The sequence below is a fragment of the Massilia sp. UBA6681 genome (genome assembly GCF_002454935.1).
Classification (GTDB): Bacteria; Pseudomonadota; Gammaproteobacteria; order Burkholderiales; family Burkholderiaceae_D; genus Telluria; species Telluria varians.
This window is the reverse complement of record NZ_DKJX01000065.1, coordinates 14,764-30,678: the sequence shown is the minus strand read 5'-3', so window position 1 is coordinate 30,678 and position 15,915 is coordinate 14,764. Positions and strand designations below refer to the sequence as shown.

Genomic DNA, 15,915 nt, shown 5'->3' with positions numbered 1-15,915 from the left:
GGCCTCGGCGGCGCGGCCGGCGGCCACCTCCTTGAGCGCGTCCAGGCGTCCGCCGGTGTATAGGGGCCAGACCGAGGCCAGGCCGAGCGAGCGGACCGTGAAGGTGCGCTCGGTCTCCAGGCTGGCGGGCAGTTCCGGCAAGGCCAGCCCGGGCAGCGGCGGCAGCACCTCGAGCACCGGTTGCAGGGCCGGCTCCAGGGATTGCGCCAGGCGGCCGGTATCGATATTCAGCGAGGTCGAGAGCCGTCCGGCGAATCCGTTCAGGCGCAGGTCCGGTCCGTCGATGCGGCGCAGCGCCTCGGCCTGCAATTGCCTGGCTTGATGGTCGAGCTCGGCGCCGCGCACCGCGCCCGAACGCGCCTGCAACCGGCGCCACGCCTCGCCATAGTCGAGGGCGGCGCTCTGCTGCGCCCGCACCGGCAGCACGGCGCAGCAGGCCAGCGCCAGGGCGAGCGGGGCAATATAGGACTTGGACGGTTTCACCGGTCCCTCCGAAAGCTCATCAGTATTTATCGGTGATGATAGCGCCGCTTGGCCGCGACCAGCCACACGACTGGCGGCGTTATCGCAAGGGCCGGTGCAGCGCCGGGCAGGCATCGGCAAGCGCCGGCGGCCGCGCCCGTCCGCGGGCCGCGGCGAGGAAGGCGGGCTTGCGCAACTCCGCGAGCGAGAACCACTGGCTGCCGCGCGCCGGCGCCAGCGCGCTGGCGTGCATGGGATTGGGCAGGTCGATGACCCGCCGCCGCTCCAGGTCGGCAGCGGCGATCTGCGCTGCGAAATAGCTGTAGAACAAACGATCGAAGGAACCGTCGGCCTGTGCCGTTTCCAGCCCGCGCCGCACCTCGTCCGCCAGGCCACGCTTGCGCGGGTTGACGAAAAAGTAGGCGTCGGTCGGATAACGCAGGACGATATGCGGTTCGACCGCCAGGGCCGGATAGGCCTCGTGCTCGTCGAAGACCTGTTGCACCGCGCGCGGAAAATAATCGATGCGCCCGGCGTCGAGCATCTTGAACATGCCTGGATAGGTCGAAGAGGTTTCCACCGGCAAACCGCTGGCGCGCAGGATCGCGGTATCCGGCCAGTCGTGGCCCTGCCCCGCGACGAATCGCTTCAGTTGCTCGGCCGAGTGTACGTCGGCGAACTGATGCAGGCGGTCCTTGCGCACCAGCGCGATGCGCCAGCCGAGCATGCCCTTGGTCAACGGCACCGGGACTTCCAGCAGGGAGGCTTTGCGGTCCGGTGCGGTCATCGTAATCATGATATCGAGCTTGCCGGAATCGCGTGCAAGTTCCGCCAATGCACGCGCCTGCTTCATGGGCTGCTCGCTGTACACCAGCGTATGGCAGACACCCGCCTTGGCAAATGCCAGTTTCAGCAAGGCGACACCGTAGGGATCACGCCCGGTATCCCCCCACTCCGGACGTAGATAAACATACGTGGCGGCGCGCCCCGGCACGGACGACAGGAAAAACAAGCTCAACAGCAATAAGACGGCGAGTCGGGGCATGTCGGCGGGCGGCCGTCAGGACCGCGAACGATGGACGAGTGGCCTGCCAATGCTAGCACGCGCCATGACTCGGACCACCCTAGTGTTGCTTGCTAGCCACTATTTTTCCCGGCGCCGCCCTGCGCCTGCGCCATCTCAAGCGCCGGCAAGGTCACCGTCAGGAAAGACGACACCTGGCCGACCAGCTCGGCGGCCTGCTGGCGCACCTGCCCCATCTGCAGGATCGACAGCTCGGCCTGGCGCACCGCCTGCTGGATCAGGGTGCGGCGCTGCACCAGGGCGTCGGACAGGCTCGCGTCCGTCGCGCCACCCGCCAGCTTCGACACGACGGCGAGCACCGCCGCATGCAGGCCCAGCTTGCGCGCCGACTCTTCCAGAGCGCGCACGGCGGCGTCGCTGTCCGCGATGAGCTGCAGCAGCTGCGCACGGCTCGAGGCCAGCTCCGTCTTGTACTGGGAAGGAGACTTCGGGCGGCGGAACAGCTTGTCGAACACGCCTGCCGGCGCCCGGGTGCTCTCCAGTGCCGCCTCGAGCTGCGCGGGCACCGCCATCTGGGTGAATCTCAATACCAGTTCGGTGATGGGCTGGAGCAGTGCGGCCTGTTCCATCAATGGCCCTTCCGCCCACTCCGCGACCACCGGCAGCTTCAGCGGCAGGATGCGGCGAAACAGCGCGGCCAGGCGCTGACCGGCGTGTTCGGACAAGGCCGGATAATCGGCGTGCGCGATCGCCAGCGCATCGCGCACCGCCGGATGATCCTCGCTCTCGAACAACACCCTGGCCATGGCTTTCGGGGGCACGGCGCAAGCCGGCGCCGCGGGAAGGTCGTCGAAGGACAGCGCCCTGGGTGGGCCAGTGCCGGCCGGCGGCGCGGCAGCGGGCTGCCCGGCATCGCCGAAATCGAAGGCCTGCGGCACCGGCGCAGCGCCGGCCGGCTCGGCGGGGAGCTCGGGCTCCGCGCCGAAGTCGAATGCCTTGGGCGTTTGCTGTGTCATCGACTACCCGGCATCGAGCAGGAGCGCGTGCTCCTCAGACGGTGCCGCCGAGCTTGCGGATGAAGGTCGCCAGGTTCAGCTTGAAGCCGGCGCCGACGGCCTGGAAGCGCCATTCGCCATCCTTGCGGTACAGCGAGCCGAACTGCAGCGCGGTCTTGTCCGCGTAGTCTTCGTCGAGGTCGTATTCCGCGATCGTCTCGCCGGTCTCGTCGTTGTACACCTTGACGTAGGCGTCGGTGACCATGCCGAAGGTCTGCTTGCGCACATCGGCATCGTGGATGGTCACGACGATCGGCATCTCCACCACTTCCGCCTCGACCTTGGCCAGGTCGACGGTGATGACTTCGTCGTCGCCATCCTTGTCGCCGGTCCGGTTGTCGCCCGAGTGCACGACCGCGCCGTCCGGAGAGGTGGCGTGGTTGTAGTACACGAAGTGGGCGTTGCTGATCATGACGGGATGGTCGCTCGCATCCCGCCTGCACAGGAATACCGACGCGTCGAGGTCGAATGGCTGGCCCTCGACCGCGTTGACCTTCCATCCGAGGCCGATACGCACGCGCTTCAAGCCCGGCGCGGTTTTTTCGAGGTTGATGCGGTGGCCAGTGTGGAGCGTCGTCGACATGGACTTTCCTTTTCCTTATGGGGTGAACATGGGATTCAAGCGCCGCTTGGCGAAAAACGCGCAATCAGCTCGCGCTCCAGCTCCTGCAGTTTCGGCAGCTCGGCCTGGCGGCGCTGCTGGCCTTCGTTCGAGATCTGCTCGAGCTTGTCGAAGGCGGTCACCAGCTGCGTCTGCACGTGCTGGGCGGTTTCCAGGCTGACCAGCGAGCGCTGCTTGGCGCGGGCCACGGTCTCGGTATTTTCCAGCAGCATGTCGGCCTGGGCGCGGAAGGCCGCGTCGGTGGCGTCGTAGGCGGCATTGGCGACCGCGGCGCTCTGCTTGGCCTCCAGTTGCAGCAGGTAGAGCGAGAACACGTTGCGCCAGGCCGGAATCGAGACGTTGACGATGTCCGTGAAGGTGTCCGTCAGGGCCCGCGCATTGTCTTGCGACAGGCGGATCTGCGGCACCATCTGCGTGGCCATCAGCATGGCGCGCTTCAGGTCGTCGATGCGCTTTTCGAGGCGCTCCAGACGACGCTTGAGTTCGGTGGCCTGCTGCGCCTCGAAGGCATTGGCCGGCGCGGCCTGCTGCGCGACCGCCTGGCGCAGGCGCGAGGCCCATTCCTCGCCCTTCTTCACGTCGGCATCCAGGCCTTGGTAGTACTGTTCCAGGCCCTTGTACATCTCGTCGAAATCCTGGATCCGCGCCCGGTGCACATTGGCATGCCGCGTCATCTCCGTGACCAGGGTGTCCATGCGCGATTCGACCACCTGGTACTGCGACAGCATCTTTTCCTTGACCGAGCCGAACATGTTCGTCAGGCGCGACACCAGGCCGCCGGAACGAAGCTTGGCCGGGTCCAGGCCCTTGGAGGTCGCGATCAGTTCGTTCAGCTGCGTGCCGAACACATCGGCATCCGATGCACGCACGGTGCCGAGCAGCTTGGCCGAGACCTTCGCCACGCCTGCGCCGGTGGAGCCGCCCAGGGCCTCGATGGCCTTGTCGTCGATGCCGGAGACATCGACCCGGACGATGGGAGCCGCGCTCGCCTCCGGACGCAATGCCGGCAGCGCGTCCGGCATGGGTGCAGGTTCCAGCAAGGGCGCCAGCGTGGGCGCAGGCGCCGCAGGCGTGGTGGATGCTGCGTTCGCTTCTTCGTCGGAGGAGAACAGCGGTTTCATAGGATTCCTTCAGGTGGGAAGTGACAACACGAATAGCTTACCACTGGACAATCCAGCTGGGCCAGCGTCGGCGCAGCACATGCCTTGCGCGCCAACCTGGCTTCGTCCAGTATAACCACTCCACAGCAGGAGCTTCTCCATGTCGCATGCGCGCGTCGTCGTCCTGACGGTACTGGCACTGGCCGCATTCGCGGGCAACTCCCTGCTGTGCCGGGCCGCCCTATCCCGCTCGCATATCGATGCCGCCAGTTTCACGACCGTGCGCCTGCTGTCGGGCGCGCTCATGCTCTGGGTGCTGGTCAGGCTGCGCGGCGGCGCCAGGGCAGGCAAGGGCAGCTTGCTGTCCGCGCTGGCCCTGTTCGCCTATGCAGCCGGCTTTTCCTTCGCCTACCTTCACTTGCCCGCCGCGGCCGGCGCACTGATCCTGTTCGGCGCCGTGCAGACGACGATGATCGCTTACGGGCTGTGGTCGGGCGAGCGCCTGCGCCCGGCGCAGCTGGCCGGCTTGCTGCTCGCCGGCGCCGGCCTGGTCGGCCTGCTGCTGCCCGGCCTGTCCGCGCCCCCGTTGGCAAGCGCCCTGCTCATGCTGGGCGCCGGCGCGGCCTGGGGCATCTATTCGGTGCGCGGCAAGGGCGCGGGCGACGCCCTCCAGGTCACCGCGGGGAACTTCCTGCTTGCCGTACCGATGGCGCTGGCGCTGAGCCTCCTGCTGCTGGGCGAGGCCGCGTTCGACCCGGCGGGAAGCGGGTATGCCTTCCTGTCCGGCGCGCTGACATCGGGCGTCGGCTATGCGATCTGGTACACGGCGCTGCCCTTCCTGAAGTCGACCAGCGCGGCGGCGGTGCAGCTGAGCGTTCCCGTGATTGCCGCCCTGGGCGGCGTCGCCTTCCTGGACGAGCCGCTCACGCTGCGGCTGCTGTCCGCATCGATCGCCGTCATCGGCGGCATCGCGCTGGTGATCCTGGGGCCGCGGACATAGGCAGGCCTGCTCTGCTTGCGTCAGCCCGCCCCGCCTTCCTATCATGAATGGAGGGCTTTCAACCAAGCGTCCGGGAGATGCGATGAATACGCTGACGAATGGGCAATTCAATGAGCTGAAGGGTGCGATTCGAGGAGACATCCTGCAAGCGGGCGACGCGGGTTACGACGCCGCCCGCACGGTCTGGAACGCGATGATCGACCGGCATCCGGCCATCATCGTGCGCTGCGCCGGCACGGCGGACGTACGCGCCGCGCTGGACTACGCGCGCAAGCACGGGCTTCCCCTTGCGGTGCGCGGCGGCGGGCACAACATTGCCGGCAGCGCCCTGTGCGAGGACGGGCTGGTGATCGACCTGTCCGGCATGCGCTCGGTCCAGGTCGACGCCAGGCAGCGCCGCGCCTGGGTGGAAGGCGGGGCCAGCCTGCGCGACTTCGACCACGAAGCCCAGTCCTACGGGCTGGCCACGCCCTTGGGAATCAATTCCACCACCGGGGTGGCCGGGCTGACGCTGGGCGGGGGCTTCGGCTGGCTCAGCCGCACGCTGGGCCTGGCGGCCGACAACCTGCTGTCGGCCGAGATGGTCACGGCCGACGCCCAGCGCCTGCACGTGAGCGAGACCGAGTACCCGGACCTGTTCTGGGCCATCCGTGGAGGCGGCGGCAACTTCGGCGTGGTCACGCGCTTCGAATTCCGGCTGCACCCGGTGGGGCCGGAAATCACGGCCGGGCTGATCGTGTTCCCCTCCGCCCAGGCCAGGACGATCCTGATGCAATACCGCGATGCCGTCGACGCCATGCCCGCCGACATGACGGTGTGGGCGGTGCTGCGCAAGGCGCCCCCGCTGCCCTTCCTGCCGACCGAGGCGCACGGCCAGGACGTGCTGGTGCTGCCGGTGTTCTCGCCGTCGCGCGGCGCATCGGTGGATGCGGCAATCGCGCGCATCGGCAAGCTGGGGGAGCCGCTGGGCATGCACGTCGGCCCCATGCCTTACACCGCATGGCAGCAGATCTTCGACCCCTTGCTGACGCCGGGTGCGCGCAATTACTGGAAATCGCATAATTTCACCCGGCTGAGCGATGAGGCCATCGACGTGGTCATGCGCTATGCGGGCATGCTGCCGACGCCGCAGTGCGAGATCTTCCTCGGATTGCTGGGCGCGCAGGCGTCGGCGCCACCGCCGCAAGCGATGGCCTATCCGCACCGCGACGCCTTGTATGTGATGAACGTGCACACCCGCTGGGACGATCCCGCCGACGACGCGCGCTGCATTGCCTGGGCCCGCGATTTCTTCAGGGATGCCGCGCCCTACGCAAGCGGGGGCGTCTACGTGAATTTCATGCCGCAGGACGAGAGCGAGCGCACGCCCGATGCCTACGGCGCCAACTACCAGCGGCTGGCCGAGGTCAAGCAGAAATACGATCCCGACAATGTGTTCCGCGCCAACCAGAACATCCGTCCGGCCGCGAGCGCCGCCGCCTGAACGCGCTCATTCTTACGACAGGAGTCGATCATGACACGCAAATTCATCGATTGCCGGGAGTTCCCGAGCGACATGCAGTGTTCGGTCGCCATCTCGGCCGACAGCGAGGACGAGCTGCTGCAGGCCGCGGTGCAACACGCGGTGTCCGTGCACCACCACAGCGATACGCCCGAGCTGCGCCAGCAACTGCGCCAGTTGTTCAAGGACGGCACGCCGCCCGAACAGCTTCCCATGAGCGGTCAAATGGGCAGCGCCGGGGCAAGCAGCTCGCCGCCGCACTGAACGGCGGCGCCATCGTTCAGGCGTCCGGCGCTGCCTGCGCCTCGCGCAGCATGCGCCGGATCGTCATGATGTTCACCGCGGCGATCACCACTTCCAGCGCCGTGCCGCCGACCGAACCGGCGATCACGTTGTTCACGATCCACAGCACGGTCCCGCACAGCATCGCCAGGCGCATGCGCACGCCTTCCAGCAGGAACAGGGCCAGGGTGCCGATGCAGGAGGCCCCCAGCGGCAGCCAGTCGCTGGGGCGCGTGGCCAGCGACTGGCCCAGGGCCAGGTTGGCGGCGACGACGAACAGGGCCACCCAGATCGAGCGCGTGTACAGCGAGAGCACCGAGCGCAGCAGCGACATGGTCGAACTGGCGACCGCCGTCGGCCTGCCGAGCAGCGCGAAATGGACGATGTAGGCGAGGCACTCGGCCGCCATGAAGATCTTGAAGCGGCGGTCGTTCCTCTGCAGGAAGGAAGCGACGCCGAGGGCGAACGCAGCGTAGCCGACGCACTGCGCCGGAGAGAACCAATCGATCGTCATCGAACAGGACAGGAAAAGGACGATTATAGCCGCCCGATCCACTCCTGCCGGACGCGCCGCCCGGGCTTCAAGCCTTCTTGAGCGCCTCCGCCTTGTGCGCCGCCTCGGCGCCGGTCTTGTCGCTGACGACCAGGTATTCGGGGTGCTCGCGCGAGGCGGCCACGTGGTGGCCCTTGATCTCGGTGGGGAATGTCAGTTTCTTCTTGACGGTGCCGTGCACCGTCCCTTGCGACGATTGCCATTGCACCTTGTCGCCGGCTTTGAACGCGTCTGCCATGCTGGGCTCCTTTGAACGGAAGGGCCAGCCATGTCCCGGCAATGCACCGCACCAGGACGGGCATGACCCGCGATCCGTATTGGAACACGGATCGCCGCCATCCTCCCGCACCTTACGGCTGCAAAAGCTTGCGCAGCGGATTCAGGCCTGCTTGCGCTTGCCCGGCATGGGCAAGCCTTCCGCCAGCGCCAGCCTTTCCATCGCCGTTTCCAGCACCATGCGGGCGCGGCCCGAGGCCAGCTCGAGTTCGCGGTGCAGGCGTGCGTCCTCCTGGTTGCGGGCGGCGCATTGCGCGCTGTAGCGCTCGAAGCTGCCGACCATCATCAGGATGTCCGACAGGTGGCGCGGGCATTCGCAGGACAGGCGGTTGCCGGCCGCCGTGATGGCCGCCAGCGCCTGGTCGTCGAAGCGGCGCGGCGCCACCGGTTCGCCCGCGGGTTCGGACGCCGGCAGGCCCTGCCCCGCCAGCGCGGAACGGCACAGCAGCACCAGCTCGCCGATCTCGGCCGGCACGCGCGCCACCAGGCAGCCCTGGGCGCGCAGTGCGCGGATGGTGGCGCTGCCGCAGAAGCGGTACAGCACCACGGTCGCTTGCGGACGGGTGATGTCGCGTGCCGCCGCCACCTGCGCCACCGAGGCTTCGTCGAGTTCAGAGGCTTCGATCAGCAGCACGTCCAGCGCCATGCCGTCTCCCAGCGAGGGCACCTGGTCGAGCCGGGCGCAGTGGCGCTGCACCTGCAGCGCGCGTCCGTCGCGGCCGCTGGCGGCGATGCGGCGCACCAGGCTCTCGCCGACCACCAGCGTGCGCATCGGACCGCTGACTTCGGCCGCACGCGCCGCGTTCGGGGCGATCATCTCTTCCAGGCGCTCGACCGGCAGCCCGGTCAGGACGCCGATCGGGTGTCCCAGGTCGACCAGTTGCTTTAGCAGGCCGAGGCGCCTTACCTGCTCGGCCGTGTAGAGGCGCTGGCCGTGCGCCGAGCGCTGGGTGTCCGACAGCGCATAGCGCCGTTCCCAGACGCGCAGCGTCTCCACGGGCAAGCCCGCCAGGCGCGCCGCAACCCCGCTGCGATAGGTGACTTCGCGACCCTCGCCCCGCTCTTGATGCATTCTGTCGTTCATACGACCCGCCGTTGAACAGTGATCTGATGAGTATCCCGCTACAAATACGAGACGTTGTCAGTTTAACTCAAAATCGTCAAATATAGCTGTTCAATAGCGATTCACGGCGCTTACCAGGTGAAGTCGTCCGGAATCTTGAAGTCCGCGTAGGGATCGTCCTCCTCCACCTGGGTAGCAGCCTGCTTGACCTGGATGACGCTGCCCGGGTCGCGCTCGGCGATCTTTTCACCGATCACCTTCGGCACCAGTTCGTAGTTCCCCTTCAGGAACACGATCACCAGCCGGCCCGCCACCAGGTGCTGTTGCACCTGTTCGGAGACGTAGATGCGCTCGATCTTGCTGCCGTGCGTGAAGTTGTAGGCGATGTCGCCCTTGCCGTTCTTGGCGCGCGGCTGGCGGTTCTGCTCCACCAGCTGGGCGATCTGCGCCTTCACCGCCTTCTGCGCGGCCTCGGCGTCGCGCTGGGCATTCAGCTCGCGCGCCCGTTCGGCATTCTTGCGCTGCATTTCCAGCGCCGCCTCACGCGCTTCGTTGACCGATTCAAGGCCGGTACGGCGCTCGATCTTTTTCTGCTTGCTCTTGTCCTGGTTGACCTTCTGGACCTTCTTCTTGTCCACCAGGCCGGCTTTCAGCAACTGCTCCTGCAGCGAGACCATCGTTCTGCTCCTTGATTGCATGGGTGGCCGGGCGGCACGGCGCCGCCAGGCGAAGCCGCTAGCATAGCAAACCGGGGAAACAACGGAAGCCTATCCGGCCGCAGGACTTATGCATGTGGTATGGACAGGCACTGTCAACTCGTCCATATTTACCGCTTCACATTCATTTTTCGAGCCATGCGTCCATTCGCCCGCCCGTCCGCACTCCTTCATACCGGAACGATGTCGGGCAGCGCCGCCGACACGGCCGACACCACCGCGCCCACGCTGTTGCCGACGCCGGAGAACGGCGCTCCGGTAAATGGTCTGCTGAACTACACCTTCAGCGAAGCCATCAAGCTGGCGCCGGATGCCAGCGTGACACTCAGCAGCAACGGCCAGCACATCGTCACGATTGCCCTGGTCGGCAATCCCGCGGTCACCCATGCGGGAGCCACCATCGGCATCCAGCTGCCGCCTGGGCTGCCCTACGGCCGCTACTACGAGGTCGCGTTCAGCCCCGGCGCCGTCGCTGACCTTTCCGGCAACCTGGCCGGCGACGGCACGCCCTTGTTCAGATCATTCTTTTACTTCAGCCCGGTCGCGTTGAACCTGGCAGGCACGGACGAGGGCGACACCTTGCACGGCAGCAAGCTGGACGACACCATCGACGGCGGCGCCGGCGATGACACGCTCAATGGCTATGACGGCAACGACATGCTGTACGGCGGCGCGGGTTTGGACCGGATCGACGGCGGCGCCGGCGACGACAAGCTGTGGGGAGGCGAAGGCGACGACACACTCGACGGTCGTGGCGGCAACGACCAGCTGTACGGCGACGCCGGCGACGACCGCCTGGCAGGAGGAGAAGGCGACGACCTGCTCGAGGGTGGGGACGGCGACGACAGACTGTCCGGGAACACCGGCAACAACATTCTGCGCGGCGGAGAAGGCAACGACTACCTGCTCAGCGACCTGGCAGCTGGCGCCGACCTGCTCGATGGCGGCGCCGGCAACGACCGGCTGGTCGGCAACGCCGGCAGCGAGTTCATCGGCGGTGCGGGAGACGATTCGATCACCGTCGACTACCGCTTCGGCACGAATGGAGCGACCCGCATCAACGGCGGCGACGGCACGGACAAGATCACCCTGGCCCTGTCCGGCACGCATACCGGAACCAGCACGGTCTCCGGTGGCGCCGGCAGCGACATCTTCATCCTGAGCGGCGCTTCGCATGACCGCATCCCCGACGTCACCATCACGGATTTCACGCCCGGCGCCGGCGGCGACCTGATCGACCTCAGGGCGATCGCCGCCCGCTACGCGACCCGCAACCCCTTCGATGACGGCAGTCTCCGCCTGCTGGCGTCGGGCGCCGACACCCTGCTTCAGCTACGCCACGAGACGAGCGGCAGTTATCTCACCGTGGTGACGCTGGCCGGCGTCACGCCCGCGCAGCTGGTTCAGGCCAATTTCGTCGATGGCTACAATCCGCTCGGCGGGACAATCGGTCTGGTCTGGAGCGGGACGGCCGGCGCGGACATCATGGCCGGCACCTCCTTCGACGATACCCTGCGCGGGCTCGGCGGCGACGACAAGCTGTCCGGCGGCGAGGGCAACGACCTGCTCGAGGGCGGCGATGGCGACGACAGCTTGAGCAGCGGCGGCGGCGAAGACATCCTGCGCGGCGGAGAAGGCAACGACCAGTTGTCGGCCGGCAGCTTCGGCAATGCCCTGCTCGAAGGCGGCGCGGGCAAGGATCTCCTGGTCAGCGGCGGACGCGGCAACGACCGCCTGTTCGGGGGGGCCGGCGACGATACCCTGGTGCTCGAGATGCCGAGCTACGCCAGCGCCGGCCACACCGTCACCCTGTCCGGCGATGCCGGCAACGACACCATCGTCATCAGGGAAGCAGGCCAGCCGATCGACGTGCTCGCCAGCGGCGGAGAAGGCGCCGACATCTTCGAGTTCGGCTACTTCTCGCAGGGCGCGGCGGTGAGGATCCTGGATTTCGGCGCGGGCGACCAGCTCGACCTGCGCAAATTGCTGCCCCAGAATTTCAGCGGCAATCCGTTCCAGGCCGGCTACCTGAAGGCGGCGCAACAAGGCGCCGATGTCACCATCCATGTCGACCGCGATGGCGCCGCCGGCCCCGAGGCCCCCCGGCTGGCGCTCACGCTCGCCAATGTATCGCTCGCTTCCCTGACTTCCGCCAGCTTCACGGGAGGATTCGATCCGCAGGGCGGCACCAGGGGCCTGAACCTGACCGGCACCGCGGGCGCCGACGTCCTGTTCGGCGGCGCGCTCGACGACGTCATCGACGGCGGCGACGGCGCCGACCGCATCGATGGCGGCGCCGGCGACGACCTGCTGATCGGGGGCGACGAGAGCACGCCCGGCATCGGCGACGAGATCTTCGGCGGCGACGGCAGGGATACGCTGCGCGGCGGCGGCGGCAACGACCGTCTGCTCGGCGGCAGCGGCGACGACCTGCTGTATGGTGAGGCGGGCGACGACGTGCTGGAAGGCGGCGCCGGCGACGATCGGCTCGAGGGCGGCGCCGGCAACGACAGCCTGAGCGACGCCGCCGGCGACGACTACCTGAGCGGCGGCGACGGCGACGACCTGCTGGACGGCATGCGGCCCCTGCTGGACCGGCCGGCAGGAAGCACCCTCGACGGGGGCGACGGCAATGACCGGCTGCTGGCCGGCAGCGCGGTCCGGACCGTGCTGGGCGGCCTGGGTGATGACGAAGTAACGGTCGACGCCTCCGGCAGCCCCGCCAACGGGGCGCCGCTGCTAGTCGACATGGGCGGCGGCAACGACCGGCTGATTGTCCGCTCGCTCGCCGTCGATGGCCGTCCGCTGCAGGTGAGCGGCGGCGCCGGCATCGACACTTACGGGTTCGTCTGGGGCGGCAGCAAGTGGCCGCTCCTCACGATCACCGACTTCCAGACCGGCGCCGGCGGCGACGTGGTGGACCTGTACTCGTTCTACAACGGCGATCGCAGCAGCAATCCCTTTGGCGCCTCCGGCCATGCGCGCCTGGTCCAGGAGGGCAGCCACGTCGTGCTCCAGTTCGATGCGGACGGCGCCGCCGGCCCCCAGGCCTGGGCAAGCCGGGTGGTGTTCGAGAACCGCCGCGTGGCCGACTTCACGGCCGCGAATTTCACTGACGCTGCCCGTCCCGTGCTTGACTCCGCCGGACCCGGCCTGGTGTTGAGCGGGACCGCGGCCGGCGACGTGCTGGCGGGCGGGGCGCTCGACGACATCCTGCGCGGCGGCGACGGCGACGACCAGTTGTTCGGCGGTGGCGGCGCCGACCAGCTGCATGGCGACGGGGGCAACGATTACCTGTTCGGGGGCGACGGCAGCGACCGCCTCGAAGGCGGCAGCGGCAACGACGTCCTGAACGGCGAAGCGGGCGACGACGAACTGCTCGGCGGCGCCGGCAACGACACCATGGAAGACCGTTTCGGGAACAACATCCTGCGCGGCGGCGACGGCGACGACCAGATCCATACCGGCGGGAACGGCAGCGACCAGGTGTTCGGCGAGGCCGGGAACGACCTGCTGTTCATCGCAGGCGGCGGCCGCTTCGATGGCGGCGAGGGCGGCGACGCCTTCTTCCTCGCGCTGGACGGCGCCTCGACGGCCACCCTGCAGCTGACCGGGGGCAGCGGGCGCGACTCCTATGAGCTGTCCCGGGCCGCGACCGGCGCCTCGGTGACGATCACCGATTTCGCGGCCGGCGCCGAAGGCGACTTGCTCCGGGTCGACCAGCTGGTCGCGATCCCGTCCGGCAATCCGTTCGCACCGGGCGGCAGCCTGCAATTCGTGCAGCGCGGCGCCGACACCGTCCTGCAGGTCCGCGCGGGCACGGACGGCGCATCTTCCTTCCAGGACGTGCTGACCCTGCGCGACGTCGCCAAGTCCGCGCTGACGCGCGAGAACATCGTGTTCAATTTCGATCCGCAAGGCGGCACTCTCGGACAGAGCACCCGGGGCGGCGATGGTGCCGATCGCTTGACCGGCACCATGCACGAGGACATGCTACGCGGCGGCGCCGGCAACGACGTGCTGAACGGGGGCGGCGGCTATGACGTGCTCGACGGCGGCGACGGTATCGACGCCGCGCTGTTCGGCGGCACGCGCAGCCAGTACAAGGTGGAACGCCTGTCGCCGGACGCCCAGGACATGGTCGTGTCCGACCTGCGCCCCGGCGTCAACGAAGGCAGGGACCGCCTGCTCGGCATCGAGCGCCTGGTATTCGCCGACGGCGCCCTCGCCCTCGACACCGGGCCGGACGGCATCGCCGGCCAGGCCTACCGCATCTACCGCGCCGCCTTCGACCGCTCGGCCGACGAAGGCGGACTGGGATTCTGGATTGCGGCGATGGACCGCGGCAGCAGCCTGACCGAGATTGCCGACAACTTCGTGCGCTCGCAGGAATTCGTCCAGCTGTATGGGGCAGCGCCGAGCAATGCCGAGCTGGTCACCAGGCTGTACCGCAACATCCTCGATCGCGATCCGGAGCAGGCCGGTTACGAGTTCTGGCTCAATGCCCTCGACAGGAAATTGGTCGATGTGCCATCGCTGCTGGCCCAGTTCAGCGAGAGCGCCGAGAACCGCGCGGCGGTGGCCGAGCTGATCGCCAACGGAGTGGCCTACCAGCCCTTCGGCGCTTGAGGATATGCATGTGTTGCGCTGGTGTTGCACAGGCTTTTCCGCACGACGATCGAGCCCACCAGTTCGGAAGGCAGCAGCGAGAAGCTGCTGGGGCGGCCGACGTTGCCGCCGATCGGGTCATCTATCAGCAAGGCTGATGGATCTAAAGCGGGAAAGGCGTGCGCGCAATGGCGCTCTTCAGGGCGGCAAAGCAGGCCGGATCGAGCGCACTGCCCACCGTCTTTTCCATCATGCCCAGCGCCTGCTCCAGCGGGATCGCGCCGCGGTAGGGGCGTTCCGCCGTGATCGCATCGAAGATGTCGGCGGTGGTGATGATGCGGGTTTCGATCGGGATTGCGTCTTCCTTCAAACCGCGCGGATATCCGGTGCCGTCCAGGCGCTCGTGGTGGGCGCCGGCGATGGCAGCCAGTTCGGAAAACGCGCCGATGCGGCCGAGGATGGTCTCGGTATAGGCGGCATGCTGGCGCACCGCCGCCCATTCGTCGCGGTCGAGCGTGCCGGCCTTGTCCAGCACGCTGTTGCTGACGCCCAGCTTGCCAACGTCGTGCAGCAGCGCGCCACGCTTGAGCCAGCGGCGGCGCTGGCTGCTCAAGCCAAGCGATTCGGCGATCATATCGGTGTAGAGCGCCACCCGCGCGCTGTGCCCGCTCGTGTACGGGCTCTTGGCGTCCACGACCTGGCCGAAGGCGGTCGCGATGTCGTCCAGGTAGTCGTCGTCGAGCGCAACTTCGCGTCCCGCCGGTTCGAGCGCGAACACGGCCCGGTCGACCTCCTGCGAGGCCAGCACCTGCCAGAACCTCGGGTCAGCCGCCACCTCCTCGAAGGCGCGTACCAGGCGAGGATCGAACCAGCTGCCGGCACGGCCGCGTGCTTCGCGCAACGCCTGGTCGCGGCCCGCGGCCGTGTGGAATACGTCGATCACCTGGGCCAGCAGCGCGATGCGCGCGTACACGGAAATCGCTTCGCCCGCCAGGCGATCGGGCTTGCCCTTGCCGTCGAAGTGTTCGTCGAGCGAGTAGATGCCGCACGAGACGCCGGTGGGAAAGCGCAGCAGCCGCGCGATTTCCGCGCCGCGCTGGCAGCGGGTGGCAATCAGGTCCTGGGCAATCGCGGGACCGTCGCGCAGGATCGTCATCACGCTGCGGAAGCGCTCGGCCAGGCCCGCCTTCAGGCCCGTATGGCTCAGCACGAAGGACAGCACTTGCGGCAGGCTGTCGCCCACAAGCTTGAAGTCGCGCTTGAAATCCAGGTCGTCGGTCAGGTAGAGCTCACAGATGCGCGCTGCATTGCTGCTGCAGCCGAGGTCTTTCAGCAGCAGGGTGTAGTAGAGCTCCCACAGCTGCTTCTCGGGCAGGCCGGCGGCGCGGCCGATGTGCATGCCGATCCAGCATACGCGCACACAATGGCCCGGCGGCTGGCCTTCGGTGATGTCGAGCGCATAGCTCAGCGAGCCGATCAGTTCGGACAGTTTCATGGCGCTCGGCGCGCGCACTTCGGGCGGGAGGGTGAGGTCCATGGTCGGCTCCGGAACTAGATTCTTCTTGGCAATCAAAATTGATTCTACGCCACATAAAGACGTTTGCCACGAGAATTCGGCGGTGTTACCGATGAATAGGACGGCAATGCAAGGCC

13 protein-coding genes and 1 pseudogene are annotated in these 15,915 nt (G+C 67.8%); 4 read left to right on the top strand and 10 right to left on the bottom strand.

The features are described 5' to 3' along the window. The 5 genes and pseudogenes from B2R83_RS10500 to B2R83_RS10480 form a co-directional block, all read right to left on the bottom strand. Nucleotides 1–483: pseudogene (locus B2R83_RS10500) on the bottom strand (TolC family protein); the annotation flags it as partial. Between the two features lie 79 nt (nt 484–562). Then, nucleotides 563–1,507, bottom strand: coding sequence for a substrate-binding periplasmic protein (locus B2R83_RS10495; RefSeq protein WP_081925838.1), 945 nt, complete (start codon nt 1,505–1,507; stop codon nt 563–565). 92 nt (nt 1,508–1,599) lie between these two features. Continuing rightward, the gene (locus B2R83_RS10490) at nt 1,600–2,502 is read right to left on the bottom strand and encodes a hypothetical protein (RefSeq protein WP_292040850.1); all 903 of its coding nucleotides are present in this window, start codon (nt 2,500–2,502) and stop codon (nt 1,600–1,602) included. 34 nt (nt 2,503–2,536) lie between these two features. After that, nucleotides 2,537–3,124, bottom strand: coding sequence for a TerD family protein (locus B2R83_RS10485; RefSeq protein WP_292040848.1), 588 nt, complete (start codon nt 3,122–3,124; stop codon nt 2,537–2,539). A gap of 35 nt (nt 3,125–3,159) precedes the next feature. Continuing rightward, on the bottom strand, nt 3,160–4,284 hold the full coding sequence (locus B2R83_RS10480) for a toxic anion resistance protein (protein ID WP_292040846.1): 1,125 nt from the start codon (nt 4,282–4,284) through the stop codon (nt 3,160–3,162). Nucleotides 4,285–4,423: 139 nt separating this feature from the next. On the opposite strand from B2R83_RS10480, the gene B2R83_RS10475 reads away from it, so the two are divergent. The 3 genes from B2R83_RS10475 to B2R83_RS10465 all read left to right on the top strand — a co-directional run bounded on the left by B2R83_RS10475 (nt 4,424) and on the right by B2R83_RS10465 (nt 7,028). Further along, nucleotides 4,424–5,263, top strand: a complete 840-nt coding sequence (locus B2R83_RS10475) for a DMT family transporter (protein WP_292040843.1) — start codon at nt 4,424–4,426, stop codon at nt 5,261–5,263. Nucleotides 5,264–5,345: 82 nt separating this feature from the next. Beyond that, on the top strand, nt 5,346–6,746 hold the full coding sequence (locus B2R83_RS10470; RefSeq protein ID WP_292040841.1) for an FAD-binding oxidoreductase: 1,401 nt from the start codon (nt 5,346–5,348) through the stop codon (nt 6,744–6,746). Nucleotides 6,747–6,776: 30 nt separating this feature from the next. Further along, a complete protein-coding gene (locus B2R83_RS10465) occupies nt 6,777–7,028 on the top strand; it encodes a DUF1059 domain-containing protein (RefSeq protein WP_292040839.1) in 252 nt (83 codons plus the stop codon). 16 nt (nt 7,029–7,044) lie between these two features. On the opposite strand, the gene B2R83_RS10460 is transcribed toward B2R83_RS10465, so the two are convergent. The 4 genes from B2R83_RS10460 to B2R83_RS10445 form a co-directional block, all read right to left on the bottom strand. Beyond that, nucleotides 7,045–7,560, bottom strand: a complete 516-nt coding sequence (locus tag B2R83_RS10460) for a YgjV family protein (RefSeq protein WP_292040837.1) — start codon at nt 7,558–7,560, stop codon at nt 7,045–7,047. 67 nt (nt 7,561–7,627) lie between these two features. Next, on the bottom strand, nt 7,628–7,837 hold the full coding sequence (locus B2R83_RS10455) for a DUF2945 domain-containing protein (RefSeq protein WP_292040835.1): 210 nt from the start codon (nt 7,835–7,837) through the stop codon (nt 7,628–7,630). A gap of 141 nt (nt 7,838–7,978) precedes the next feature. Further along, nucleotides 7,979–8,947 carry a MerR family transcriptional regulator gene (locus B2R83_RS10450; RefSeq protein ID WP_292040833.1) on the bottom strand — a complete coding sequence of 323 codons (969 nt, stop codon included), beginning with the start codon at nt 8,945–8,947 and terminating at the stop codon, nt 7,979–7,981. A gap of 122 nt (nt 8,948–9,069) precedes the next feature. Then, a complete protein-coding gene (locus B2R83_RS10445) occupies nt 9,070–9,615 on the bottom strand; it encodes a DUF2058 domain-containing protein (protein ID WP_292040831.1) in 546 nt (181 codons plus the stop codon). Between the two features lie 177 nt (nt 9,616–9,792). Here B2R83_RS10445 and B2R83_RS10440 point away from each other — a divergent pair, with 177 nt between their 5' ends. Then, nucleotides 9,793–14,283, top strand: a complete 4,491-nt coding sequence (locus tag B2R83_RS10440) for a DUF4214 domain-containing protein (RefSeq protein WP_292040829.1) — start codon at nt 9,793–9,795, stop codon at nt 14,281–14,283. 142 nt (nt 14,284–14,425) lie between these two features. Here the strand turns inward: B2R83_RS10440 and B2R83_RS10435 are convergent, their stop codons facing one another. Further along, nucleotides 14,426–15,799, bottom strand: a complete 1,374-nt coding sequence (locus B2R83_RS10435; RefSeq protein WP_292040827.1) for an HD-GYP domain-containing protein — start codon at nt 15,797–15,799, stop codon at nt 14,426–14,428. Between the last annotated feature and the right edge of the window lie 116 nt (nt 15,800–15,915).